The organism is Microcystis ichthyoblabe FBCC-A1114 (genome assembly GCF_050500245.1).
GTDB lineage: Bacteria > Cyanobacteriota > Cyanobacteriia > Cyanobacteriales > Microcystaceae > Microcystis > Microcystis ichthyoblabe_A.
On sequence record NZ_CP191408.1, the window covers coordinates 1,097,953 to 1,123,217 of the forward strand.

Below are 25,265 nucleotides of genomic sequence, written 5' to 3' on the forward strand. Positions count from 1 at the left end.
AGCTAAATATTACCGTAACGCACCACAAAGAAAAGTGTTTGACTACTTTTATAAGCCGCTATGACGGAGGAGAGGCTCGGTACTAGGTTCACGACCGCGGAAAGCTTTAAAAACATTCATAGGATGGGAACTTCCCCCCATAGCTAAGACAGTGTCGCGAAAACGACGACCGATCGCTTTCACTGCTTCTTCGTTATCTAATCCTACTTCCTCGAAAGCGGCAAAAGCATCGGCACTGAGGACTTCTGCCCATTTATAACTATAGTAACCCGCCGCATAACCGCCAGCGAAAATATGTCCAAAAGAACACAAGAAAGCATCTTCCGGTAGGGGAGGAATGATCGTCGTCGTTGCCGCTAAACGCTGTCTGACTTGTTTAGGAGTTTCGCTGCCATTGGGTTGATAGCGATGGTGTAATTCCAAATCTACTAAAGACAAATGTAACTGACGCAGCATAGCCGAACCGCTCATATAATTCTTAGCTAGGAGCAGTTTTTGATAGTAATGTTCGGGGAGAGTTTCACCGGTTTGGTAGTGTTTGGCCATACTCATTAAAGTAGGGCGATCATAACACCAATTTTCCATAAATTGACTGGGCAATTCCACTGCGTCCCACTCAACGTTATTAATACCCGCCGCGCCAGAATAGTCCACAGTGGTTAACATATGCTGTAAACCGTGGCCAAATTCGTGAAATAGGGTAGTTACCTCCTCAAAGGTCATTAAACTGGGGTTTCCGTCCACTGGAGGGGTTTGATTGCAGATTAAATAAGCCACAGGTAAACGCACCTCGGTGCCGGTTTTGGCCCGACCGATACAGACATCCATCCAAGCACCGCCGCGTTTTTCGGCGGGACGACTGTAGGCATCGAGGTAGAAATAGGCGATTTTTTCGCCCTTTTCGTCGTTAATCTGGAAATAACGCACATCGGGATGCCAGATAGGTGCTTTACCGTCGGCAGCGATAATTTCTACCCCAAAAATCCGTTTAGCGAGGCTAAATATGCCTTCTAAAACCCGTGGTAGGGGGAAATAGGGGCGTAATTCCTCGGCACTAAAGTTAAACTTGGCCTGACGCTGTTTTTCTGACCAATAGGCTATATCCCAATTCTTGAGATCGTCGGTTCCCGCAAAAGTTTTTAAGGCCTCTAAATCCTGTTTTGCCGCTTCATAGCTTACTTGGCGCAAATTGTCAAGCAATTTCTCGATTTCATCCACAGAATTGGCCATTTTCCGGGCAAGACTGACCTCGGCGTAGGTACTATAACCTAGAAGATGGGCCTGTTCCTGACGAAGTTGCAAAATGCGATCGATTAAGGGATTATTATCCAATTCTCCCAGATCAGCCCGACTAACGTAGGCTTTATAGAGTTTTTCGCGCAATTCCCGATTATCGCTGTACTTCATAAAGGGGAAATAACTGGGAAAATCGAGGGTAATCACCCAGGGGCCAGTTTCGTTGCTGGCGTTAGTTTCTCCTTGGGTGCGGGCGGTTTGGGCGGCTAAACTGAGGAGACTAGGGGGTAAACCGGCGATATCTTCTGGGGTTGTTAGTTTTAGTTGAAAAGCTTTGGTGGCATCGAGGAGGTTATTAGAAAATTTCGTGGTGATTTCCGCTAATTCCAGTTGAATCGCGTTAAATCTGTCTTTTTTCTCCCCTACCAATCCCACCCCAGCCAATTGGGCATCCCGCAGGGAAGCTTCGACAATGCGCTGTTGTGCCTCGTCTAATTGCCCCCAGCTTTCCCCTTGGCGCAGGGACAAAAATGCTTCATAAATGGGTTTACTTTGGCTTAAACGGCTAATAAACTCGACTACCTGTGGTTGTACGGTTTCGTAAGCTTGACGCAATTCTGGGCTATTTTTTACCCCCATCAGATGACCGATAATCCCCCAACTCCAGCTTAAACGTTCTTCAATCCGGGTGAGGGGTTCGACTAATTTTTCCCAGGTGGGGGTAATCTGCGCTTCTAGTTCGGTTAATTCTCTGGCCAGTTCCTGCAAAAGTTGCGTCATGCCAGGGACAATCAGGCCGGGTTGGATTTGGTCAAAGGCCGGTAATCCTTGACCGGCAAGCAGCGGGTTACTGGTATTCGTCATAATTTTTGGTCTGGAAGGGTGGGTAATCTGTATCTTTTACTACCCTAACCCAAATCCCCGACCATCTATCCGGGCGATCGAACGCCGGAGCTTTTTCAGTGGGGTGTAGGGTGTGGGGTGTGGGGTGTGGGGTGTGGGGTGTGGGGTGTGGGGAAAGAAACCTCTTTCATCTGTGGGGGTGAAAATTTTTTCATTGGGACTGCCTCTGTTGATCAAAGATAAGCAAAAATTATTTATTGACTGCAAAAACTTGAGAATATTTAAATTAACATTCCGCAATATTTACAAATTCTTAAGAATTAATTGAGAAGGATTTTTATTTAACAACGATGTTACAAGGGTTACAGCGATTTGATAGAATTTCACAATGGGTTATTTTGTGCTTTTTTGGGCAGCAATGGTTGAAACCCTTGCCACACCTAGAAGGTGATCCTAATTAAGACGGTCAAATCAGTCAATTTCACCCATAACGATGATCTTTTTTTTGTGTAGTTTTATTGCAAAAAAAAAGTTTTTTTGACAAAAAGCACAAAGTATGATACTACCCAACGTATTTCTGGCTGCGAGTAATTATTGTAGAGGGGGAGAAAGGAGAAGGGAGAGGGGAGAATAAATAAAAATAATCTCCCTACCCCACACCCTGTCCCTAGGAAAAACTTCTTCAGCAAACCCTAGTTAAGGCCTGCTCGATTCTCTGACTATCGAGGGAGCGGCCGATAAAGACCAAGCGAGTTTGCCGCGTTTCCGTGGATTGCCAGGGTCGATCAAAGAAAGAATCAAAGCGATCGCCGACTCCCTGTAACACCATACGCATCGGTTTGTTGGCCACGTTAACAAATCCCTTGACCCGATAGATTTCTTCTCGGGCCACCAATTCCTTGATCCGTTGGGTCAAAATTCGGGCATCTACGGGAGAATCGAGGCAAAACTGCACAGAATTGATATCCTCATCGTGATCGTGTTCTTCCTCGTGATCATGATGACTAGGACGACTAGCTAAATTATCCTCGACGGCGGCATTAAATCCCAATAGCACATCGGGGCTAATTTGTCCATCGGCACAAGTAACTATTTTTACCGTCGATCGCAGTTGTGTTTTCAGCCAATTAATAATTTTTTCTAATTCAATTTCGCTGATGAGATCGGTTTTAGTTAGGAGTACCAGGTCAGCGCAGGCTAACTGATCCTCAAATAACTCCTCAATAGGCGTTTCGTGTTCTAAATTGGGGTCTGCTTGCCTTTGTGCCGTTAAAGCATCTAAATCCGCCACCAGACGACCCCTAGCGATAGCAAAACCATCCACCACGGTGATTACTCCGTCCACCGTCGCACCGTTGCGGATTTCCGGCCAGCGAAAAGCTTGAACCAGAGGTTTAGGTAAAGCTAATCCGGAAGTTTCGATCAGCATACAATCCAACTGTTGCCGTCGCTCCAGCAATTTCTGCATGGTGGGGAGAAATTCTTCCTGTACTGTGCAGCACAGACAACCGTTGGTCAATTCCACAATATTATCGTTGGGGTTGTCGTCGCAGGTCTGACAACTTTTCAACAAATCACCATCAATTCCCACTTCTCCGAATTCATTGACCATAACGGCCACCCGTCGGCCTTGATTATTTTGCAGTAGATGACGGATGAGGGTAGTTTTTCCCGCACCCAGAAAACCCGTGATCACAGTAACTGGAATTTTATGCATAGATAGGGCGATCGATCATGTTTCTAGATCAATGTATCAGACTCTCGGTCTAGGGTTGAGGGTTTCAGCACTAATTCTTTAGGATTGCCCCACCAATTGCCGGACTGTCACAAACTGGCTGAAATTTTCCTAGTTAGTCGTTATTCTGTTAGAAGTTTCAGCCGGCTAAATAATCGCTGAAGAACTTTTGTGGGAGTGGATCATGTTACAACGTCTTTTTTTAGCCTTTACCCTCGCTTTTCCTCTTTATTTAAGCATTGCTATTCAACAAACTTCTCCTCTAGCTGATAGAATAAATCGCCCTTCTTCTCGCGGAATCAATAAAATTGAGCAGACGGTAAAAGCTATCCAAAAGCAATTAAAACAAGAGCATTCGGTTCAATTAGATTAAGAGGAGAGATAAAACTCCTCTTTTTCACTTTTGATTTGACAAATTACTTGCCATTTGCTGCGGGGGTTGGTATTCGGGAACTAAATCTTGTAGGGACTTAACTAGGCCCTGACGGTCATTAACTTGAATAGAATTAAGCAGTTGTTCTAATTTGATTTGCAATTCCTCCCAAGCAAGAAAGTGTTCATGAGCGCAAAAAATCTTTGGGTGAGAGGTGGGACGAGCTTTATCGGTATCGATTAATAATTCTTCGTAGAGTTTTTCCCCCGGTCTTAATCCCGTGATTTCAATATCGATATCTTGCCCTAATTCCAAGCCACTTAAACGAATCATCTGTAGGGCCAAATCGTAAATTCTTACCGGTTCACCCATATCTAACAGGAATACCTCACCCCCCTTAGCCATGGCTCCTGCTTGTATAACCAAACGCACCGCCTCTGGAATAGACATAAAATAGCGAATAATATCGCGATGGGTGAGGGTAATATTCTTACGTTGGGCGATTTGTTCCCGGAAACGCGGCACCACGGAACCGCTACTATCGAGAACATTGCCAAAGCGGACGATCGCGCAACAGGTGGAACTGTCGGGTAAAGCGGCCAAAGCTTGCACGACTAACTCAGCACAGCGTTTGCTGGCCCCCATAATGTTAGTTGGTCTGACGGCCTTATCGGTGGAAATAAGAACTAAATTACTAACTGAATTCTCGATCGCGGTCTGAGCGACATTTAAACTGCCCCAAACATTAGTGTAAACCCCCTGACTAGGATTGGCTTCCACAAGGGGAACGTGCTTATAGGCGGCCGTGTGATAAATTGTCTCAATCTGGTGTTGTTGGATGACTCGGTCTAGATGATTGCGGTCGAGAACATTGCCTAAATAGGCATACTTGCGTAAATCGCTATAATTTTCACTTAAATCAAGATCGATTTTGTAGAGAGAAAACTCGTTTAATTCGTAGATTACCAGGCATTTTGGGTTGAGGAAGGCGATTTGTCGGCATAATTCCGAACCGATGGAACCACCACCCCCGGTGACTAACACCGCTTTACCGGTGACATTTTTTCCCAAAAGTTCGGGATGAGGTAGAATTTCTTCCCGTCCTAATAATTCCGAGACATCGACACTGCGAATCTGATTGATGGTCGTTTCTCCCGATAAAATTTTTGAGAGGGGAGGAACGGTTTTAATGTCGATGGGTAAAGTTTCTAGACTTTCGATGATTTGCCGCTTTCTGGCCTTGGCTACATTAGGAATAGCGAGAATAACCCAGTCAAAGGCTGTTTTTTGGTGCAGTAGTGCCAATTGAGAGGGGGGATAAACCCTAAAGCCTTGGATCACTCGGTGCTGCAAATCGGGATTATCATCAACAAAGGCCAATAAACGATAGTGGGGGTCATTTTGTAGGGAACGTGCCAATTGACGACCCACAACCCCCGCACCATAGATAACAATTGTCGGTTCTCTATCCACACTACTGACGTAAATATTCAGACGGTGAAAGACAGAACGAATCAACAATCTCACCCCGATAACCAATACTAGGGTTAACAATGCGTCGATAATCAGGACTGAACGCGGCAAAAAGGCATCCCCTTGAAAGTAGGCCAGAATGATTAAAAACCCTGAACTATAGAGAACCGCTTGCAGTACGGAGGAAAGAAACTCTAATCCTGTATAACGTACTACGGGACGGTAAATACCTTTGAGATAGAAAACTAGAGTTTTAATGGCAATTAAGCCCAATATTGGCTCTAAAAAAGGTCTAATTTCCCGATATTCGAGGCTCAGATTCAACCTGAGAGAGAAGGCCAGATAGATGGTTAGACAAAAAACAAGGCAGTCGGTGATCATTAAAAGAGATCGCTTCGATGACCTAGATAGGTAATTAGCCAATTTAAGGATTTTGTTCGCCAGTTTTCTATACATTATCCAATTGATTAATTAATCTTAAGGTAAATTACTTGGCTCCTCTCGACTTTGTCTGGTAATCAGTGCTTATTATTCGGACGAGTCTTGCTAGGCAAGGCTTTGAAGAATATATTTACGGAAAACTACCCCTATTCTTCTCTCTTCCATACACAAACGAGAAGAGCCAATATTTTTTATAACAGTAGCACTGTCCGTCTTTCCGCAACATAATATCACCTAAATCCAATTATGTCAAGCGGCGGGATTTGTCAAGACTTTGGCTCTCTTAGGTTTGGTGGGCAAAATATATTCTAAGATACAGTCCTGCTGGCGAGGGAGTGGAGGGAACCACTCCAGACACAGAGGACACAAAGATTGATCACTTCTAGAGTAAGTTAAACTGGTCGCAACGCGCTCGCTACGCGAGATCACACAAAGAATAAGAGAGCCGGACTTTTTTCCTTTTAGCAACTTTTCATCGCTCCCCAAAAATTTTTTGCTCCCCCAAACTAGCCGATAGATGACCGCTAGTCAAGGGTTACAATCAAGAATTGATGCAAAAATTTATCGAGTCAAGTTATGAGTAATCAGTACGATGCGATCGTGATTGGGTCGGGAATCGGGGGATTGGTGACAGCGACGCAATTAGCGGCAAAAGGAGCAAAAGTCTTGGTTTTAGAGAGTTATCTGATTCCGGGGGGCAGCGCGGGTTATTTTGAACGAGAGGGTTATCGTTTTGATGTGGGTGCTTCGATGATTTTTGGTTTTGGCAAAAAGGGGACGACTAACCTCTTAACCAAAGCTTTGGCAGCGGTGGATATGAGTATCGAAACCATTGCCGATCCCGTCCAGATCCATTATCATCTCCCGGACGGATTAGACTTAAAAGTTCATCGCGACTACGAACAATTTTTACAGGAATTAATTAGCCATTTTCCCGCAGAAAAAACCGGTATCCGGCGCTTTTACGATGAATGCTGGCAGGTGTTTAATTGCCTCAATAGTATGGATTTACTATCATTGGAAGAACCCCGCTATCTGACTAGGGTTTTTTTCCAGCATCCTTTATCCTGTTTGGGATTGGTCAAGTATTTACCCCAAAATGCGGGAGATGTGGCCAGAAAATATATTAAAGACCCGAAATTATTGAAATTTATCGATATGGAATGTTATTGTTGGTCGGTAGTACCCGCCGATCGCACTCCGATGATTAATGCGGGAATGGTCTTTAGCGATCGCCATTACGGGGGAATTAACTATCCCCGGGGGGGAGTGGGACAGATTGCTCTCAAGTTAGTCGCGGGATTGGAAAAAGCTGGTGGTGAAATCCAGTATCAAGCGAGAGTGAATAAGATTATTTTAGATGCAGGACGGGCGATCGGGGTAAGATTGACCAATGGTAAAGAATATTACGCGAAAAAGATTGTTTCTAATGCCACCCGTTGGGATACCTTCGAGAAACTACTCCCCCCGGAATCTCTCCCGGGTAGCGAAAAAAAATGGCAAAAACGCTATCAAAAATCCCCCAGTTTCCTGAGTTTGCATCTGGGAGTTAAGGCCGATGTATTACCATCAGGAAGCGAATGTCACCATATTTTACTAGAAGATTGGGAAAATATGGAAGCAGAACAGGGAACTATCTTTGTTTCTATTCCTACCTTACTCGATCCCTCCCTAGCACCTCCAGACCATCATATCATTCATACTTTCACCCCTAGCTGGATTGATCAATGGCAAAAACTGCCTCCCCAAGAATATCAACAGAAAAAAGAGGCCGCTGCTCATCGTCTCATCGAGCGCCTGAAAAAACTCTTTCCCAAACTAGATACAGGATTAGATTATATCGAAATTGGCACGGCCCGCACCCATCGCCGCTTTTTGAATAGAATCGATGGCAGTTACGGCCCAATACCGCGAAGAAAACTGTTAGGTTTATTAGGAATGCCCTTTAATCGCACAGCTATTCCTAATCTTTATTGTGTGGGAGATAGTACCTTCCCCGGTCAAGGATTAAACGCGGTGGCCTTTTCTGGTTTTGCTTGCAGTCATCTTCTATCGGTAGATCTGGGTTTACCTAGTCGCAGAGATTAAAAGCTGAAAATCCGGATTTTTACTGGCGAATTCAGAAACGGGAAGGTAACACTTGACAGCATTTCTCAGATAGATGAAGCACATTTTTGCGACTGGAATCCTTGCTTCGGCAAGGTTTAATTTATACTTCACCTTGACGAGAAACGCTGTAGATCGGTTTTGCTGATAACTGATAACTGATAACTGATAACTGATAACTGATGCTTACTCCCTTTGATTCCTCGAAGTCTTTACATTGGCAGCAAAGCTTGCGATCACCGATTGTTCGTCAATTGGAGATATTTAGCTTTACAACGCAGTTTTTGACTTTTTTGCTCTGGGATCGTTTAACGGGGGCTAATAGGGGCAAAAAACGGCAAAGGAGAGCGAAATGGTTAGTTGATCGCCTCATGAATTTAGGACCAACTTTTATTAAAATTGGACAATCTTTATCGACGCGAGCAGATTTAATTCCGCTCGAATATATCGAACAATTAACCCAATTACAGGATCGAGTTCCCGAATTTAATAGTCAAGAAGCGATCCGAGTTATTGAAACAGAATTAGGACAACCCCTAGATAATTTATTTGCAAGTTTTACCGTGTCTCCCCTCGCTTGTGCCAGTTTAGGACAAGTGCATCGAGCGCAGTTATTAAGTGGAGAAGAAGTCGTTATTAAGGTACAAAGACCGAATCTAGAAGGACTATTTAATCTCGATTTTGAATTGTTGCATCGTCTCACCCGTTGGTTAAATATTTTTCCCGGGGTGAAAAAATATAATTTAGAAGCTATCTATCAAGAATTCTTTGAGCTACTCTTTCAAGAAATCGATTATATTCATGAGGGCAAAAATGCCGATCGCTTTCGGGAAAATTTTAAGAATTATCCTCAAGTAAAAGTCCCTTTAGTTTACTGGCAATATACCACCCGCAAGGTATTAACTTTGGAGTATGTACCCGGGATTAAAGTCGATGATCGAGAGACTTTACTAGCTAATGGTATTAACGTAGATGGGATTATTCAACTGGGGATTTGCTCCTATCTCAAACAACTATTACAGGATGGTTTTTTCCAATCGGATCCCCATCCGGGTAATATGGCAGTTAGTCAGGAAGGGGAGTTAATTTTCTACGATTTTGGCACGATGTTCGAGTTAAAGTCCGTCGCTAAAGATCAAATGATCGAAACCTTTTTCGCTGTCTTGAGAAAGGATGCGGAAACAGTCTTAAAAACTCTGGTGTATATGGGTTTAATTGAACCCGTTAGAGATCTGCAACCCGTGCGAAATATCGTCCAGTTTCTCTTAGATGAATTTCGCGATAAACCGGTAGATGTGAGGGTCTTTGAACAAATTAGCGATCAAGTGTATTTAATGTTTAAACAGCAACCTTTTCGCTTACCTCCCCAAATGACTTTTATTATTAAATCTGTCACCACTTTGGATGGGATTGCCCGCTCTTTAGATCCCCAGTATAATTTATTAGCAGCTAGTCAACCTTTTGTGAAAAGTCTAGCGGTATCAGGAGGAACTACCAACACCATGCTTACCCTAGCTAATCAAGCTCGCACTTTTTTTCAACAACAATGGCAAAAAGGTAATAAAAACGAAAGAATGATCCGTCAATTAGAGGAAAAAATCGAGCGAGGAAATTTAGTTTTTCAAGTTAAGTCACGCGAAAATGAGCGACTTCTGAAAAAAATTTATCTGGGAATTAAAGTATTAATTAACGTCTGTCTATTGGGGTTTAGCATTATCTCAGCCATATTTTTATTAGACACCAACTATAGCAAACTAGCTATTATTCCCTTCAGTTTAGCGGGGTTATTTGGTTTATTTTTTCTACGTTCTTCCCTAGCTTTATTGATTCAGGAAAGATTAGATAAAATGTTAGATAAGTAAATAATTATCATTTTTATTAGTAGATGGTTTTTGTTATCCGCAACAAAAATTAAAGTTTGACAGGCTGTCTGTTGACAAGATTTTCCAGAAGTTATCATAATGAAAATGTTTTCATTGCACCCAGCAGCAAGAGGACAAGAAAATGTTATTAAAATCTTTAGCCCTTGGTTCCCTTGTCGGATTATCCTTAGTTACATCTATCCCAGTCTTGGCTAATCCTTCCCTTTCTCCAGTACAAACTAACGAAGCAATAATCGCTGTCGGTCAACAAAAATCCGATTTATTTGTTAATTTAACCACCGATGATCCTTGGCGAGCTGCAATGGCCATTGGTGTCGCCACCAATATGCTGAAAAAAGGTCACTCAACCACCATTTTTTTGAATATTACAGGGGTACACCTGGCAGCGACGACCATTCCTCAACACACTAACGGTATCACCGGTAAAACCCTGCAAGCAATGTTAGTAGATTTCATCAGTCAAGGGGGAAAAGTCTTAATTTGTCCCTCCTGTATGAAACAAGCAGCCATAAAACCCGAAGATCTAATTGCCGGTGTGGTGACAAGTTCCCCCGATTCCCTAGAAGCAAATTTATTTAAGGAAACGGTTAAAGTAATTAGCTGGTAATCGAGCATTTTCTAGAGAATATCGAGGCTGCCTCTCAATGTTGTCTGAGATGCAGCCAGATAACTGGATATTCTCCCCTCGTAATGGTGATTTAAATCACTGTTTAATCCAAGCTGATGGCCAAATACCGCCAATTTCGAGACCAGCTAGACGACTAGAGGCATTTATAAGGGTTTTACCACGACTATCAGCCAATTTTATCGATAATTTACCTTTGAGTGTATCTTGACAAGCAAAACAGAGACCTTTTTCCGTGGGTACACGCACGCGATCGGGAGGATGGTCACTGATCCCGATTAAGACAATGGTATAATTCTCGTTGGTTGCCCTCATTTCCCAGTATCCCCAGGGTTGCACTGTCCAAGTTAGTTGAGAATTCCAGATATCAAACTTATAAAAGCGATTTTGCCAGTGAATACCGATAATTCCCACCGATTCCGTCCAGTTAAGAACTTTCCGGGTAGAACCCACTGCGGTTAAGGTTAAATCGGGATTTTCAGGGAAAGCATTACAATTAATCCAAAACCACTTTTCGGGGAAAGAATAGCCCCAATTTTTCTCGCTATAAAAAGGTACATTCTCAAATTGATAATTTTTTCCCCGATGGGTAATCATTCCCGTTGCTAAACCATGAGCAGTTAAAATCTGCCAACCCGGGTCAAAAATCGGTAAATAAGATAATATTCCTGCTGTTGCTTGGGGTGGACGCTTGTTATCTCCCCAAGTGTACCTAGTTTCAATGCGATAATCCCATTGACAGATTTCTCCAGTGACAGGATCATAAATTCGTCCTTGCTGCTGGTTTGCCGTTGCTTGATAACCCTCTTGAATAGACTCAAAAAAAGCTGACGGGGAAAGAAGACAGGGACGGATTTTTAAGTTAGTTTTTCCCCAATGGATAATGGCTAATTCCTGACGACTTGCCCAAAATTTATCCGTATCGGGAAAAGTGCGACAAAGATAATTAGATTCTATGGCTAAAATTTGTACCGCTCCACCGCTATTGACTTGACCGCCCCTTGGGTCTTGAATAGAATACATAAAGGCGAATCCGTCAGCTAATTGCGGAATCATGACTCGGAAGTACCAACCTTCAAAGAATCGGGGAGTGATACCATCCCAATGGTAGCCAGAATGAGGGGGTTGTGAAGACATCTATGGGTTTATCTTTAGGTATTGATTTTGGCACGTCGGGAGCGCGAGCGATTGCTATTGATTCTAGCAAAAATATCGTCGCTGAGGTTCATTATCCCTTCACTAATGCCAATTTTCAGGATTGGCAAAAGGCCCTATTTTATTTATTGGATAATCTAGGGGATTCGGTGCGTTCAGAACTTAAATCGATCGCAATTAATGGTACTTCCTCGACGGTGTTATTATGTGATAATTGGGGTAATCCTCTTTCTGAGGCCATATTATACAATGACGGGCGAGGAATTGGGTTTTTAGAAGCAATTAAAGGCATTGCACCCCCTCACCATCCCGTGATTATTGCTACCTCCAGTTTAGCTAAATTACTTTGGTGGAGTGAACAAGAAATTTTTTCGCAAGCGCGTTATTTTCTCTCGCAAGCGGATTGGTTAGCATTTCTCCTGCACGGTAAACTGGGAATTAGTGATTATCACAATGCCTTAAAGTTAGGTTATGATCTCGAAAATCTCTGTTATCCCGATTGGTTAGAGAATTTACCGATGTTTAATTTATTACCGCAAATTTTTGCCCCGGGTACAGCGATCGATACTATTAAACCAGATTTAGTGACTCGTTTTGCTATCCCGAAAGATTGTTTAATTTATACGGGAACCACCGACAGCATAGCGGCATTTTTAGCCAGTGGTGCTAATTCTTTAGGGGATGCAGTGACATCTTTAGGTTCAACTTTAGTCTTAAAATTATTAAGTAGCCAGAAAGTTGATGATAGTAACTATGGCATCTATAGTCATCGTTTAGGAAATTTGTGGTTAACCGGTGGGGCATCTAATACGGGGGGAGCAGTGTTAAAGAAGTTTTTTTCTCATGAAGAATTGAGAAATTATAGTTTAGCAATAGATGGACAAAAAGAAAGTAATTTAGATTATTATCCTCTACTAAAAGCGGGCGAGCGCTTTCCCATTAATGATCCTTTTTTACCTGCAAAACTGACTCCTCGCCCCGATAATCCTCTAGAATTTTTGCATGGTTTACTAGAAAGTATTGCCCGCATTGAAGCTTTAGGTTATCAGCGTTTACAGGAATTGGGGGCCAATAAATTAGAGCGAGTTTATAGTGCCGGTGGTGGGGCAAAAAATCCGACTTGGAGAATAATTCGTCAGCGTCATTTAGGGGTTCCCGTGCTTTTATCTCAACAGGATCAAGCAGCCTATGGTACTGCCTTATTAGCACAGCAATCGGTTACGCTATTGAAATAGTCTCATAAGTAGGATTTGCGGCAAAAAGCTTGTTGGTGGGGTTAGGAGTTAGGAGTCGGTCGTCAGGAGTCAGGAGATAGGAGATTATTTTATTTATTCTCCCCACACCCCACACCCCACTCCCCACTCCCCACACCCTACACCCTACACCCTTCGTTAATTAACCATAATAGGGTGGCTCATTACCCGGTTTCCATTTGATATTACAGCCTAAACTGGGTTTTTGCTCCGTCGGCACCGGTTGACCGGCTAAAACCTTGTCAATAGCGGCCCGGAGATCTTTGCCTGTCACCGGTACACCATTACTAGGACGACTATCATCCAATTGACCGCGATAGACTAGAATGCGCTGACTATCAAAGAGGAAAAAATCGGGAGTACAGGCTGCCGTGTAAGCTTTCGCCACTTCTTGGCTTTCGTCATAGCATAAATTGAATTTAAAGTCAAGAGTTATCGCCATTTTTTTCAAATTTTCTGGCGAATCATCGGGATATTTCTCCACGTCATTAGAACTAATGGCGAGGATGCCCAGATTGGTGTTAGCATAATCGCAACCTAGACGGGTAAGTTCTTCTTGAATGTGTTTAACAAAGGGACAATGTTCACAGAGGAAGATGACTAACAGAGCGGTTTTAGCCGCAAAGCTGTCCAGAGAAATAGTTTCACCCGAAACCACATCGGGTAAGGCAAAACTGGGAGCTTTTGTCCCCAAATCTAACATTGTGGACTCGGTGCGTGCCATAAAGTTTTTACTCTTTTCTATAGGGAGAACTGAGATTTTTATAACATTTCATGCTTCATCGCGCAAATTTAACGCCTTAGACACCATCAGTGAACAGTAAACAGTAAACAGTGAACTGATAACTGATAACTGCCATAACCTACTGAAACTGATCTGACCAATTTTCGATCACACGCTGACTTTCGCGAGCAATAACTAAAGCGTTATCGGGGACATTTTTAGTGATAGTTGAACCAGCGGCCACGGTGACATTTTTTCCTAATTTTAAAGGGGCCACTAAAACACTATTTGCCCCAGTTTTTGTGCCACTGCCGATCATAGTTTGGTGTTTTTTCACGCCATCGTAATTAGCAGTAATTGTTCCCGCACCAACGTTCACTTTTTCCCCTAAAGTGGCATCTCCCAGATAGGATAAATGGGCAATATTGGTTTTATTGCCGATGTCACTTTTTTTAATTTCAACAAAATTACCGACTCGACAATTAGCCCCAATTTTCGCTTCTCCGCGCAAATGAGCATAGGGACCGATGCGACAACCAGAATCCACCTGACTATCAGAAATAACCGAAAATAAGACCGTTACATCGCTGCCTATCCGACTATTTTCGATTAAACTCCCCGGACCTATACGACAACCGGAAGCGATTATCGTCTCACCGCGCAGATGGGTTTGGGGTTCGATAATCACATCGGGACTGAGGGTGACAGTATCCTCAATGGTGACACTATCGGGGTCAATTATGGTGACTCCAGCGGCCATCCAATCATCTTTGACTCTAGTTTGCAGGATATCATAGGCGGCGGCCAATTGTTTGCGATCGTTAATGCCGCTAATTTCTAAACAATCCTCCACATCCACAGCCATGACGGGATCGAGAAAATTGACCACATCTGTGAGATAGTATTCACCTTGATCGTTATTGGGAGTTAAATTAGGCAGTATCGCCGCTAATTTTGACCAATTAAAGCAGTATATACCCCCATTAACCCGGTGGTTTTGTCGTTGGGCATCGGTACAGTCTCTTTCTTCGACAATCTGCTTAACGAGATTATTGCCATCACAAAAAACTCGACCGTAACCTTTCGGGTTAGGGAGGTTAGCAGTTAAGAGGGTGGCAGCGTTACCATGGTTTTTATGAATCTGGAGAAGATTTTGCAAGGTTTCGGGACGCAACAGGGGAACATCGCCATTTAAGACCAACAAATCCCCCTGAAAGTCCTCTAAATGGGGGATTAACTGCTGAATAGCATGGCCAGTGCCTAACTGTTCCTTTTGTTCAACAAATTCGATATCCGCAAGATGCTGTAGAGTATTTCGCACCTGTTCCCCTTCATAACCGATAATTACCAGTTTTCGCCGGGGATGTAAGGATTCGCTGACATTAAGTACCCGTTCCACTAGCGATCGACTGCCGAGGGGATGTAAAACTTTCGGAAGGCTGGACTTCATTCGGGTTCCCTTACCCGCCGCTAAAATTGCTACCGCTACCATGGTCATGCTTGCCAATATCGTTCGCGACCGAGTATATCGCACTCCGATCCCTTTGGGTGCAAGAATTTTTTCCCTCTTTCATCCTGTGCCAGTTGAGAAACTACCATAAAAAGGTTTTCTTTAAGACATTGTCAAGGTACTATACACAAATTGAAACAATTGAACATAATCAGCACTCTATAGATACCGCTATGACAACTGTACTAACTAAGGAATCCTCCGCCATGAAACAGATTCGCACCACCTACCAAGCTGACCAACAGGTGAAATACCTGCATCTAGAAGCGGAAATCGAGGTACTGCTGCAACAACTGCAAAACCTCAAGCGCAAAAACCAAGAGAATCAAAACCTAAATTAAAGAAAATTTCCCTAAGAATTCTCAAATCCCACCCTCTTACTAGCGAGAAGGTGGGAAAATGTTTTTTGAGAATTCCAGATAGGTGTAGATTAATGATCAATTTTGCCTTACAGCAAGCCTTCGCCCGTCGTCATGCCCTGAAAGTGATTAGTGGGTTAAATAATTTCGATCGCTCGCAGGTTCTCTCAGTAGTTAAAGCCGCTACAGCCGGAGGAGCAACTTTTGTCGATATTGCCGCTAATGCTGACCTAATTGGGTCCGTAAAAGCCTTGACAAATTTACCCGTGTGTGTATCGGCCGTCGAGCCAGAATTGTTGGTGATGGCAGTGGCGGCCGGGGCTGATTTAATTGAGATCGGTAATTTCGATAGTTTTTATGCCCAAGGACGCATTTTTGAGGCGGCGGAAGTTTTAGCCCTAACCCGTCAAACTCGCGACCTACTGCCCGAAATTACCCTGTCTGTGACAGTTCCCCATCTGCTGCCCCTCGATGAACAGGTGAGACTAGCGGAAGCTCTAGTTAGTCAGGGTGCTGACATTATTCAAACCGAAGGCGGCACTAGCAGTCAACCCCGTCACGCCGGTATTTTGGGACTGATTGAAAAAGCTGCCCCGACTTTAGCGGCAGCCCACGCTATTTCCCATGCGGTTAAGGTTCCCGTCCTCTGCGCTTCTGGTTTATCCATTGTCACCGCTCCTATGGCGATCGCTGCTGGAGCGGCCGGTATCGGTGTTGGTTCGGCGATCAATCAATTGGATAATGAAGTGGCCATGGTGGCAGCCGTGCGCGGTTTAGTTGAATCTCTGCAAGCACAACCGGTCCATATTGGCAACTAGAACAATTTTTGTCTAGATACGGCAGAGAAGGGGCCGTTTTCCCTTCTCTTTTTCCCTCTGTCACCAGTTATCAGTTATCAGTTATCAGTTACCAGTTACCAGATGTGAGTTTGCAGTTATCAGATGTGAGTTTGCAGTTCACTGATTACTGATTACTGATTACTGCTCACTGAAAAGCCCCCCACCCCCATCAACTGTGGTAAAATGCGCTATGGCTCAAAACATTAGAGATAGAAGCACTCCACCATGATTCGAGATATCTTCATGCCCGCGCTCAGTTCCACCATGACCGAAGGAAAAATAGTTTCTTGGGTGAAGTCCCCCGGGGAAAAAGTCACCAAAGGGGAAACGGTGTTAGTGGTCGAATCCGACAAAGCCGACATGGACGTGGAATCGTTTTATGATGGCTATCTCGCTGTAATTTTAGTCGAAGCTGGCCAGGAAGCACCCGTGGGGGAAGCGATCGCCTATATTGCCGAAACTGAAGCGGAAATTGAACTGGCCAAAGCTCAGGGAAAAACCGCCGCAGTCGCCCCTAGCAAGCCCGTAGAGACCCCAGAAATCGCTCCGCCTCCCGTTTCGATCCCCGTCGCCGTCGTTAAAGATAATGGCCGTTTAGTCGCCTCTCCCAGGGCCAAAAAACTGGCTAAAGAATTAAAGGTGGATCTGAAAACCCTAGTGGGTAGCGGTCCCCACGGACGAATTACCGCCGAAGACGTAGAAAAATCGACAGGAAAAGTCAGCACCGCCCCCGCTCCTGTCATTACTCCCCCGCAACCCGTCAGCGTCCCTGTAGCGGCTCCTAAAGCCCCGATTCCAACCAGCGCCCCAGTCGGCCGGACTGTTCCCCTCACCACTCTACAAAAAGCCGTCGCCCAGAATATGTCGGTTAGCCTACAGGTTCCCACCTTCCAAGTGGGCTACACTATCACCACCGACCCACTGGATCAACTCTATCAACAGCTAAAATCCAAGGGTGTCACCATGACGGCCTTGTTAGCAAAAGCGGTAGCTAATACCCTCGCTAAACATCCGATCGTTAATGCCTGCTATAGCGACGCAGGAATTCAATACCACGGGGCGATTAACGTGGCTGTAGCCGTGGCTATGCCCGATGGTGGCTTAATTACGCCGGTTTTGCGCTCTGCGAACCAGATGGATATCTATTCCCTCTCCCGCAGTTGGAAAGATTTAGTCGATCGCGCCCGCAGTAAACAACTGCAACCGGAAGAATACAATAGCGGTACTTTTACCATTTCTAATCTGGGAATGTTCGGAGTCGATCGCTTTACCGCTATCTTACCCCCCAACCAAGGCGCAATCCTGGCCGTGGGTGCTTCCCGTCCCCAAATCGTCGTCAATAAAGATGGTTTATTCGGAGTGCAAAAACAGATGACGGTTAATCTCACCAGTGACCACCGAGTCATCTACGGGGCCGATGCGGCCTCCTTCCTGCAAGACTTGGCTAAACTGATCGAAACTGAGGTGCAGTCTTTAACTATGTAATCAAAATCTAGACAGCAGGAGCCAAGGGAGTTTCTCTCTAGCTCCTGTTTTGTTGTTACTAAAAAAATGTAAAGAATTAGCTAAAATGGGTTTAACCCTATCTATCACCCGAAACTATCGCCCAAACAAGGCCAAAAAAAGTGTTAATCTCAGGGAACTTTAAGATCTAAGCTAATATCGGTAAATTAACACTCAATTTCGCCCTATATATTAAGCCTACAATAATTCGTATTCCCACGCCCTAACGCCTACCCATAGGAAAAAATGATCACAGAGAATAGTCGCTTACGTTCAGAATTTTTAAATACACAGGTTATCACTCGCAATACAGGCAAAAAACTCGGCGTTGTTAAAGATATCCTAGTAGATATCGATCAACGAGAAGTATTTGCCCTGGGACTCCGCGACAATATCCTCTCCTTGTCGGGAATGCCTCAATATATGTATTTATCGAGCATCAGTCAGACAGGAGACGTGGTTCTCGTGGAAGATGATAACGTCTTGGAATCCGTCGATATCGATGCTTATACTCCCTTAATCGGTAGTGAAGTGATCACGGAAACCGGCGAACCTTTAGGCAAAGTCCGCGATTATCAATTTGATCCCCTCAGTGGTCAATTACATTCCATTATCATTGCTTCCCTGGGATTGCCTCTGATCCCCGAACAATTGATCAGTACCTACGAAATTTCTATCGAAGAAGTGGTTAGCAGCGGTCCGAATCGCTTAATCGTCTTTGAAGGGGCCGAAGAACGTCTCACACAGGTTAGTGTGGGGGTTTTGGAACGTTTGGGTATTGGTCGTCCCCCCTGGGAAAGAGAAGAGGAAGAAGCTTATTATACCCCCGCTGCTCGTCCAGAAAATCAGTTAGGTACGGGTATTCCCCTCCGCACCCCCGTGGAGGCCGCTAAACCCGTTGAGGAACGCTGGAGTGAGGATGAATGGGAAAAAGAACCCCTGCGTGCCACTCCCCCACCGCAAAAACGGGCCGAGGCTCGTTATTATGAGGAAGAATACGAGGAAGAAGAAGATAACTGGGGAGAAGCTCGCTCAGAACGCGCAGAAAGCTTTTCTCGTCCTCAGTACGACGATTACCAAGATAAGGCCGAGGATGATATGTGGGATGATGACGTGGAACCGGATTACAATCCCCCCCGGATCAATATCACCGAGAAGAAAAAGGAAAGAATCCCCGAATACGAAGACGGTTAATCTTTGACAGTCCCCCTATCCATTAGTTACATCTTTCTTAACATAAAATTTGACAAAAAAAGAAAAGTGTGCTATGTGGACTAAGGGGGTTCTCTGGGGGGACTAAATATTTTTGGTATCACTTCGAGTGCATTGATTTGTCAGACCTTATAGATGTTCAATGAACTCTTCAACTGTGACTTGGGCTTGTTTCAGAATTCCACTTAATGTACCAACCTTCAATTCCCGATGTACAGGGACAACACAACCGATTTTGCCCTCTTCGGTTTCTTTCTTCATCACAACATGGCTACCTGTTTGACGAACTTGCTCGAAGCCTAAGCGTTCAAGAGATCTAATTGCCTCCCCACTAGAGATTCGTGGCAGCTTAGGCATAACTAACCTCAATACTGGTCACAAATCTAGGGGATGTTTCTGGTAAGGTAAATTCCTCTAGGTAAAGCCGTGTGGCTTCTTTCAATCCAGCAATCGCCTGCTCAATTGTTTCTCCTTGATCTACTGTGCCAACTTCTGGACATTCAGCAATGTACATATTATCTTCTTTGTACAAAATAACAGTAAAGATGCGATTTTTCATGGTGTCTTATCATCTCCGGCTTACTCTGAAAATCATAACATAAATGTTTCCTAATCGTTTGGTTAGAAAATAGTTATGTTTCCTGATCATTGACCCAACTCAAGCTTTTTGAAAAACTCTATAAGATATTAAGTTATTAGTAATTAATCCAATATTGTCCCACCTTCCTAGAATTGAGTGAGAAGATTGTGCAAAAACAAGCGTAGAGTTGATTAATCATTGAAATAAATTTGCCCCAATCAAACCGACTCGATGAACTGCTCGATGTCCGATTCTTACGAACCAAATTTGAGCATAGGTCAATCGGGCTAAAAGTTGATCGGAAGCTGTGAGGCTGTCTTTTGCTACTTCAAAAGCCCCTGTTTCAATATCTATGGCTACAATCTTCCCATGATTGCCTTCCTCGACTTGGGGGCGCACCTGAGATTGATAAATCTCTTTACCACGTCGGGCGAATTCTTCTTTGCTGTAGCGGAGTTGATTAACTGTCATTGTCCTGACCCCGTTGCAACTTTTGCCCCTCTATTTTAACCTAAACATTGGCAATCTTCGCTAACATTCCCCAACTGGGACCACAAGAGCGGCATCGCATTTAGACTCACAGTTTCAATCAATGTGCATGGTGCGTTCCCCAAAATCGATCGCTGGAGCGGTAGAAGTTGCCTTAGGGAACGCACCCTACGGCGATTGCGATCGCAGTGCGTTATACCTTAGCTCTTCGCAGACGCAGTTCTCTGTAACTCTTCCCATCGAACTCCATGACGCAGGCTCGATCAAAAGAGCTTAGATACTCATTATTCATCAACTGCTCATGCGGGCGAAGCATACTTGCGCCGACGCTGCCATCTAAGACAAGTAAAAGCAATGCCTCATCAAATCCATCACGCCATTTCAGAATATTCCGTTCTTTGTCGTCAAGCGCATTCTGTATTAGTTCGTCTGTTGTTTCACCGACCCAAAAGCTATATGTGTAACTCCAATGAGGGGGGTGATCCCCTTCAAGTCGCATTACGCGAACATAGTCGATTTCTTCAGGCCAATCCGGCCCCCACAACTTTTCAGCACGCAAGGTGAAATAATCTCCAATTTTAGGATCATACTTCTCAACCAATTTCACTAGCATCTCAGCTATTTTTCTTTCTCGCCTTGCGATCAGGTCAGCATCACGATAACTGCTAAAGGATACCTGGACATCAATCCATTTGTCGCTACGCCTTGAATGAATGTGGGAACAAGTTTTAACTACAGATTCATATATGCCACGACGCTTACGTTCGCGACTGCCAGACCCCTCTTTCTCGTCATTGAATAGATTCCTGATTTCGATTCCAATCGTAATAGAATCAATTCTTGCTATGATATCGGGTCTTTCCAGGTGATCTGGCACGTGCAGTTCTGCGTAGTGGCTCAATCCTCCTGCATCACGAAATAGCTTGACTACGTTTAGCTCGTAAAGTTTTTGGCTTTCTCTGGTCATGGCTCTAATCGGTATAACTACATATTATACAGAAACTTTCTGCATAACAGTCTCCAGAGCAACGATAGGGGTCAACTTCCTGTATATCACCCCGTCTTACAACATATATACTCATTTGTCAATAGGTAGTAATATTTAATCTGCTTATACTTCGAGTTTTGGTCTGAAAATGGGCGATCGATAGTCAAGCGATCGAGAGATGGGGAACAACTTATACTAAATCCGTTGAGTATAGGCTACATATCAAGACAGACAAAAGGCACTCATGCAAAAGGGAGAATAAATAATCAGTCTTTAATAACCAGATTTAGGATTATTTAACCTTCAATCCGGGCTATCACCGGGCAACCAATCTTCGATCACCTGCGCGATAGTATAGGGACAAAACTCGGGAAAAATGCTGAGGACTAAACCTGTTTGTCTGGCGGCTTCTCGACGCGCTCTGGTGTATTCCTTATCCAAAATTTGCGCGGGATAACCGCGTAAACTGGGACTATCCTCTAATTTGCGACGAATTTGCGATCGCCCATCATTGATGGAATCCAGCCAACTATCGGAGTGCCGTTGGGGTTGATATTGCCACTTGAGCAGATGAAGCAAAATTCGCTCCATTTGAGAACCAATCGCACTGCGTTCACTTTTCCCCAAATCCTCGATTTCCTCGATTAAATGCTCCCAGTCAATGGCATCCCAGCGTTGTTCCCGCAAAAGTTGAGCCGTATCCCGGGCCCAGAGAATTAAATCGCAATCGTAGGTGGTTGGCATAACCGGTTCCCTGTTTTTCAAGCTTTTCGGGTCATCTCTCCTGTTGTCACGAGTACCATGATCAGAACCTCACCGACCCTGCAGCTACAGCAGCAGAAAAGCTGGTGATATCAGCCCCTGGGCCGAACAACTCGAAGCCTGAAACGTTCATGATGCCGTTGATTACATAGTTACCCGCACCCACCCCGGCAGTGATTGTGTAGGTGCCAGGATTGAAAACCAGCGTATCTTGACCGCTGCCTCCCTGAAAAGTTCCTCTGCCGAAGCCTTTCAGGGTGTCATCGCCTGCACCTAGATTCGTTATACCGCTTCCGGCGAAACCACCGATTAAGGCATCAACTAAGTCCCGGTCACTGCCTGTATCAATGGTGCCATCGTTGTAGATACCGATGCTGCCAGAACCCATGCCAGATCCGATGATGTTGTCCTCGCTGATGCCCGTGTTGATGGTGACACCGGTGCTAATGTAGATGCCGGTGCCGCCAGGTCCCGTTGCGGATCCTATGATGGTGTCTTTATCGGGGCTGGTGTCAATGCTGATGCCGGCATTGATGTTACCGCTGGTGGTGTAGATGCCATAGGCTTTACCAGTTCCCGTGATGCGGTCGTCGCCGCTGCTGGTGTCAATGGTTCCACTGTTGTAGATGCCATAGTTCATACCAGCTCCCGTTGCAGATCCCGTGATGGTGTCATTGCGGATGCCGGTGTTGATGGTGTAACCAACACTGTTGTAGATGCCATAGGTGATACCAGTTCCCGTTGCAGTTCCTGTAATGCTGTCGTTATCGGCACCGCTGCCAGCACTGATACCAGTATTGATGGTTCTACTGTTGTAGATGCCATAGGTGAGACCATTTCCCGTGATGCGGTCGTTGCCGATGCCAGTATTGATGCTGCCGGAAGTAAGGATGCCATGGATACCACCAGTCCCCACGATTTCGTCGGAGCCGATGCCAGTTTCGATGGCACCGCTATTAGTGATACCAGAGCTACCAGGGCCAGATGCCGTTGCAGTTCCTGTGATGGTGTCGTTATCGGCGATGGTGCCACTGCTGATGCCGGTGTTGATGGTACCCAGGTTACTGATGCCATAGGCGAGACCAGATCCACTGATACGGTCGTCGCCGCTACCAGTGATGATGTTCCTGAAGCTGTTGTTGTAGATGCCGGAACTGTCAGATCCCCCAGCAGCTCCCATAATGGTGTCGTTGTCGGCACCGGTGTCAATAGTGCCGGTGTTGATGATGCCATGGATGGCACCAGTTCCCGTACTTTCAGTGCCACCTGTGATACTGTCGTTGCCAGCACCAGTATTGATGGTGCCACCAGTGTTGTTGATGCCGGCCGTGACACCATAACCGTCTCCTGTAATGGTGTCGTTGCCAGTGCCAGTGTCGATAGTACCGTCATTACTGATGCCGTAGTAATGCCCCCACCCTCTGATGGCGTCGTTGCCGGTGCCAGTGTTGATAGTGCCGCGGTTGATTTGGATGCCGTCGCCGCCACTACGTACAGATGTATCTTTAACTCCTGCAATGTGGTCGTCACCGTCACCGGTGTCGATTCTGCCAGAGTGGTAGATGCCAGATGCACTCCCTGTGGCAATTCCCCCAATGATATCCCTACCGCTGCCGGTGAGGATAGTGCCGGTGTTGTAGATGCCGCACCAGCCCTCTCCCGTGATGCTGTCATCATCGGCGCCGGTGCCACCGGTGTTGATGGTGCCAGAGTTGTTGATGCCGTAGCCGCTACCAAAACTACGACCCTCGATTCGGTCGTTGCCGCTGCTGGTGTTGAGGGTGCTCCTGCTGTTGAGGCCGATGCCGCTGATACCAGATCCTGTAGGCGTAGTTCCAGTAATGCGGTCGCCGCCGGCCAAAGCATCGACAGTCACATCAGTCGGAACAAGCCAACCTTCTGGAGAGGAAGCCAAATCCGCACCTGCCGTGAACGTAAATCTTGTGCTAAGATCGTAAGCCATGATCTTAAGTTCTTTTTTGCTAATAGAAACGTCATGGTAAAACACATACAAGAATTTGTCAATAGGTAGTAATATTGAATCTACTTATACTTCGAGTTTTGACCTGAAAATGGGTGATCAGATCAATAGAGCAGCAATTATTGTAGTTGGGTTGACCCAAGGAAACCCAACCAAGAGTAACCTTTGGGGGGGTTGGGTTGCGCTTTTTCAAGCGAATTGAGCTATTTTCGCCCCAGTATTGTTTCGCCCAACTCAACCCACGAGGCGATGCGCTCTGCTACGCAGTGCCTTTGGCATCGCACTATGAAGGCTTAAAACCTAAACTGAAACCGAGTTGAATACAGACTGCTTTCTCTATTTCTTGCCAATAAACGTCTTCTAAAACACCCTGTTTATTCTTAATTCTTTGAGAATCTACAGCCCTCATTTGACTTAAGTTGATGTGTCGATCTCCGTCTAGTCCATTCTGCACTGTCGGGGTAATATTGACAACAAAAGGATAAGTCCTTTTCCCAGGCAACAATGGAGCAACTATTGTCGTTGTTCCATTTTGATTGCCAATATCGTTTTGTAAAATCAGGCAAGGGCGTTCTTTATCGGTTTCATAACCAACAACGGGTTTCAGATCGACCCACCATATCTCTCCTCGCTTATAGGTTAGTCTTCCATTAGGCATTTAGACCATCGCCCACTGCAATATCCCAGACAGAAATTTCTGCTTGCATCTCTGGATCATTGGCCTGATCTTTATAAGCATCTTCTAGCTCTTTCATAAAAACCCTTTTCTTCTCTTGCCAGAGAACATCATTGATAAAGCGGCTACGATTGCTTGCTAGTCGATCTACAAAGTCCAAAACTTCGTCGTCTAAGGTTATGCTAACTTTCTTACTCATTGCCCTAAACTGCCCACGACAGCCCAGTAGGATTAGCTCATCATACTAACTAATCCTACATTAATTGTCAATGCCTGCCTCTGATCTTTAAGTAGATTGAATGTCTAACGCTTGAACTCACCCGCCGTCACTAACTTTGGATGATAGCAGTAGTTTAGCAATTATTTTAGGTTGGGTTGACTCAAGGAAACCCAATAAAGAGTAACCTTTGGGGTGGTTGGGTTGCGCTTTTTCAAGCGAATTGAGCTATTTTCGCCCCAGTATTGTTTCGCTCAACCCAACCCACGAGGCTTAGACTCACAGTTTCAATCCATGAGCAT

23 protein-coding genes are annotated in these 25,265 nt (G+C 44.8%); 9 read left to right on the forward strand and 14 right to left on the reverse strand.

All coding sequences use genetic code 11. From position 1 onward, the window contains the following. Positions 1-48 precede the first annotated feature (48 nt). Together ACQY1Y_RS05305 and cobW are read right to left on the reverse strand one after the other, a co-directional pair. On the reverse strand, positions 49-2,100 hold the full coding sequence (locus ACQY1Y_RS05305) for a M3 family metallopeptidase (protein WP_430014125.1): 2,052 nt from the start codon (positions 2,098-2,100) through the stop codon (positions 49-51). A gap of 661 nt (positions 2,101-2,761) precedes the next feature. Next, positions 2,762-3,796 carry a cobalamin biosynthesis protein CobW gene (gene cobW, locus ACQY1Y_RS05310; RefSeq protein WP_002732696.1) on the reverse strand — a complete coding sequence of 345 codons (1,035 nt, stop codon included), beginning with the start codon at positions 3,794-3,796 and terminating at the stop codon, positions 2,762-2,764. A gap of 202 nt (positions 3,797-3,998) precedes the next feature. Between cobW and ACQY1Y_RS05315 the strand changes: the two genes are divergently transcribed. Beyond that, a complete protein-coding gene (locus tag ACQY1Y_RS05315; protein ID WP_002732804.1) occupies positions 3,999-4,187 on the forward strand; it encodes a hypothetical protein in 189 nt (62 codons plus the stop codon). A 24-nt stretch (positions 4,188-4,211) separates the two neighbouring features. Here the strand turns inward: ACQY1Y_RS05315 and ACQY1Y_RS05320 are convergent, their stop codons facing one another. Further along, positions 4,212-6,041, reverse strand: a complete 1,830-nt coding sequence (locus ACQY1Y_RS05320; protein WP_002731766.1) for a polysaccharide biosynthesis protein — start codon at positions 6,039-6,041, stop codon at positions 4,212-4,214. Between the two features lie 636 nt (positions 6,042-6,677). On the opposite strand from ACQY1Y_RS05320, the gene crtH reads away from it, so the two are divergent. From crtH to ACQY1Y_RS05335, 3 genes are all read left to right on the forward strand, one after another. Continuing rightward, on the forward strand, positions 6,678-8,189 hold the full coding sequence (gene crtH / locus ACQY1Y_RS05325) for a carotenoid isomerase (RefSeq protein WP_271938444.1): 1,512 nt from the start codon (positions 6,678-6,680) through the stop codon (positions 8,187-8,189). Positions 8,190-8,389: 200 nt separating this feature from the next. Next, positions 8,390-10,069: an ABC1 kinase family protein gene (locus ACQY1Y_RS05330; RefSeq protein ID WP_430014126.1), complete on the forward strand. Its 1,680-nt coding sequence runs from the start codon at positions 8,390-8,392 to the stop codon at positions 10,067-10,069. Positions 10,070-10,211: 142 nt separating this feature from the next. Next, the gene (locus tag ACQY1Y_RS05335; protein WP_002777498.1) at positions 10,212-10,697 is read left to right on the forward strand and encodes a DsrE family protein; all 486 of its coding nucleotides are present in this window, start codon (positions 10,212-10,214) and stop codon (positions 10,695-10,697) included. Between the two features lie 96 nt (positions 10,698-10,793). Here the strand turns inward: ACQY1Y_RS05335 and ACQY1Y_RS05340 are convergent, their stop codons facing one another. Then, positions 10,794-11,852 (reverse strand): tocopherol cyclase family protein, encoded by a 1,059-nt coding sequence (locus tag ACQY1Y_RS05340; protein WP_430014127.1) that lies wholly within the window; start codon positions 11,850-11,852, stop codon positions 10,794-10,796. A gap of 2 nt (positions 11,853-11,854) precedes the next feature. Between ACQY1Y_RS05340 and ACQY1Y_RS05345 the strand changes: the two genes are divergently transcribed. Next, positions 11,855-13,105 (forward strand): FGGY-family carbohydrate kinase, encoded by a 1,251-nt coding sequence (locus ACQY1Y_RS05345; protein ID WP_430014128.1) that lies wholly within the window; start codon positions 11,855-11,857, stop codon positions 13,103-13,105. 160 nt (positions 13,106-13,265) lie between these two features. Here the strand turns inward: ACQY1Y_RS05345 and ACQY1Y_RS05350 are convergent, their stop codons facing one another. Together ACQY1Y_RS05350 and glmU are read right to left on the reverse strand one after the other, a co-directional pair. Continuing rightward, positions 13,266-13,847, reverse strand: coding sequence for a thioredoxin family protein (locus ACQY1Y_RS05350; protein ID WP_287230265.1), 582 nt, complete (start codon positions 13,845-13,847; stop codon positions 13,266-13,268). A gap of 139 nt (positions 13,848-13,986) precedes the next feature. Beyond that, the gene (gene glmU, locus ACQY1Y_RS05355; protein ID WP_123231147.1) at positions 13,987-15,339 is read right to left on the reverse strand and encodes a bifunctional UDP-N-acetylglucosamine diphosphorylase/glucosamine-1-phosphate N-acetyltransferase GlmU; all 1,353 of its coding nucleotides are present in this window, start codon (positions 15,337-15,339) and stop codon (positions 13,987-13,989) included. A 191-nt stretch (positions 15,340-15,530) separates the two neighbouring features. Here glmU and ACQY1Y_RS05360 point away from each other — a divergent pair, with 191 nt between their 5' ends. From ACQY1Y_RS05360 to ACQY1Y_RS05375, 4 genes are all read left to right on the forward strand, one after another. Beyond that, complete coding sequence (locus tag ACQY1Y_RS05360; protein ID WP_002801704.1) at positions 15,531-15,698, forward strand: hypothetical protein; 168 nt, start codon at positions 15,531-15,533, stop codon at positions 15,696-15,698. Positions 15,699-15,790: 92 nt separating this feature from the next. Then, positions 15,791-16,534: a DUF561 domain-containing protein gene (locus ACQY1Y_RS05365; RefSeq protein WP_016514650.1), complete on the forward strand. Its 744-nt coding sequence runs from the start codon at positions 15,791-15,793 to the stop codon at positions 16,532-16,534. A gap of 246 nt (positions 16,535-16,780) precedes the next feature. Then, positions 16,781-18,040: a dihydrolipoamide acetyltransferase family protein gene (locus ACQY1Y_RS05370; protein WP_430014129.1), complete on the forward strand. Its 1,260-nt coding sequence runs from the start codon at positions 16,781-16,783 to the stop codon at positions 18,038-18,040. A 264-nt stretch (positions 18,041-18,304) separates the two neighbouring features. After that, complete coding sequence (locus tag ACQY1Y_RS05375) at positions 18,305-19,252, forward strand: PRC-barrel domain-containing protein (RefSeq protein ID WP_430014130.1); 948 nt, start codon at positions 18,305-18,307, stop codon at positions 19,250-19,252. Between the two features lie 147 nt (positions 19,253-19,399). On the opposite strand, the gene ACQY1Y_RS05380 is transcribed toward ACQY1Y_RS05375, so the two are convergent. The 8 genes from ACQY1Y_RS05380 to mazE form a co-directional block, all read right to left on the reverse strand. Next, on the reverse strand, positions 19,400-19,627 hold the full coding sequence (locus ACQY1Y_RS05380) for a type II toxin-antitoxin system HicA family toxin (RefSeq protein WP_430014131.1): 228 nt from the start codon (positions 19,625-19,627) through the stop codon (positions 19,400-19,402). After that, positions 19,620-19,829 (reverse strand): type II toxin-antitoxin system HicB family antitoxin, encoded by a 210-nt coding sequence (locus ACQY1Y_RS05385; protein WP_002734849.1) that lies wholly within the window; start codon positions 19,827-19,829, stop codon positions 19,620-19,622. Before ACQY1Y_RS05385 ends, ACQY1Y_RS05380 begins: the two co-directional genes overlap by 8 nt. 216 nt (positions 19,830-20,045) lie before the next feature. After that, entirely contained in the window at positions 20,046-20,321 is a 276-nt protein-coding gene (locus ACQY1Y_RS05390; RefSeq protein ID WP_002801699.1) for a hypothetical protein, read from the reverse strand. Between the two features lie 211 nt (positions 20,322-20,532). Further along, entirely contained in the window at positions 20,533-21,306 is a 774-nt protein-coding gene (locus tag ACQY1Y_RS05395; RefSeq protein WP_149978555.1) for a hypothetical protein, read from the reverse strand. 324 nt (positions 21,307-21,630) lie between these two features. Then, positions 21,631-22,071, reverse strand: coding sequence for a DUF29 domain-containing protein (locus ACQY1Y_RS05400; RefSeq protein ID WP_008199593.1), 441 nt, complete (start codon positions 22,069-22,071; stop codon positions 21,631-21,633). A gap of 61 nt (positions 22,072-22,132) precedes the next feature. Beyond that, positions 22,133-24,052 carry a beta strand repeat-containing protein gene (locus ACQY1Y_RS05405; protein WP_430014132.1) on the reverse strand — a complete coding sequence of 640 codons (1,920 nt, stop codon included), beginning with the start codon at positions 24,050-24,052 and terminating at the stop codon, positions 22,133-22,135. 301 nt (positions 24,053-24,353) lie between these two features. Next, positions 24,354-24,728 carry a type II toxin-antitoxin system PemK/MazF family toxin gene (locus ACQY1Y_RS05410; RefSeq protein WP_008199596.1) on the reverse strand — a complete coding sequence of 125 codons (375 nt, stop codon included), beginning with the start codon at positions 24,726-24,728 and terminating at the stop codon, positions 24,354-24,356. Continuing rightward, a complete protein-coding gene (gene mazE, locus ACQY1Y_RS05415; RefSeq protein ID WP_004158853.1) occupies positions 24,721-24,945 on the reverse strand; it encodes a type II toxin-antitoxin system MazE family antitoxin in 225 nt (74 codons plus the stop codon). The genes ACQY1Y_RS05410 and mazE overlap by 8 nt, the downstream gene beginning before the upstream one ends. Between the last annotated feature and the right edge of the window lie 320 nt (positions 24,946-25,265).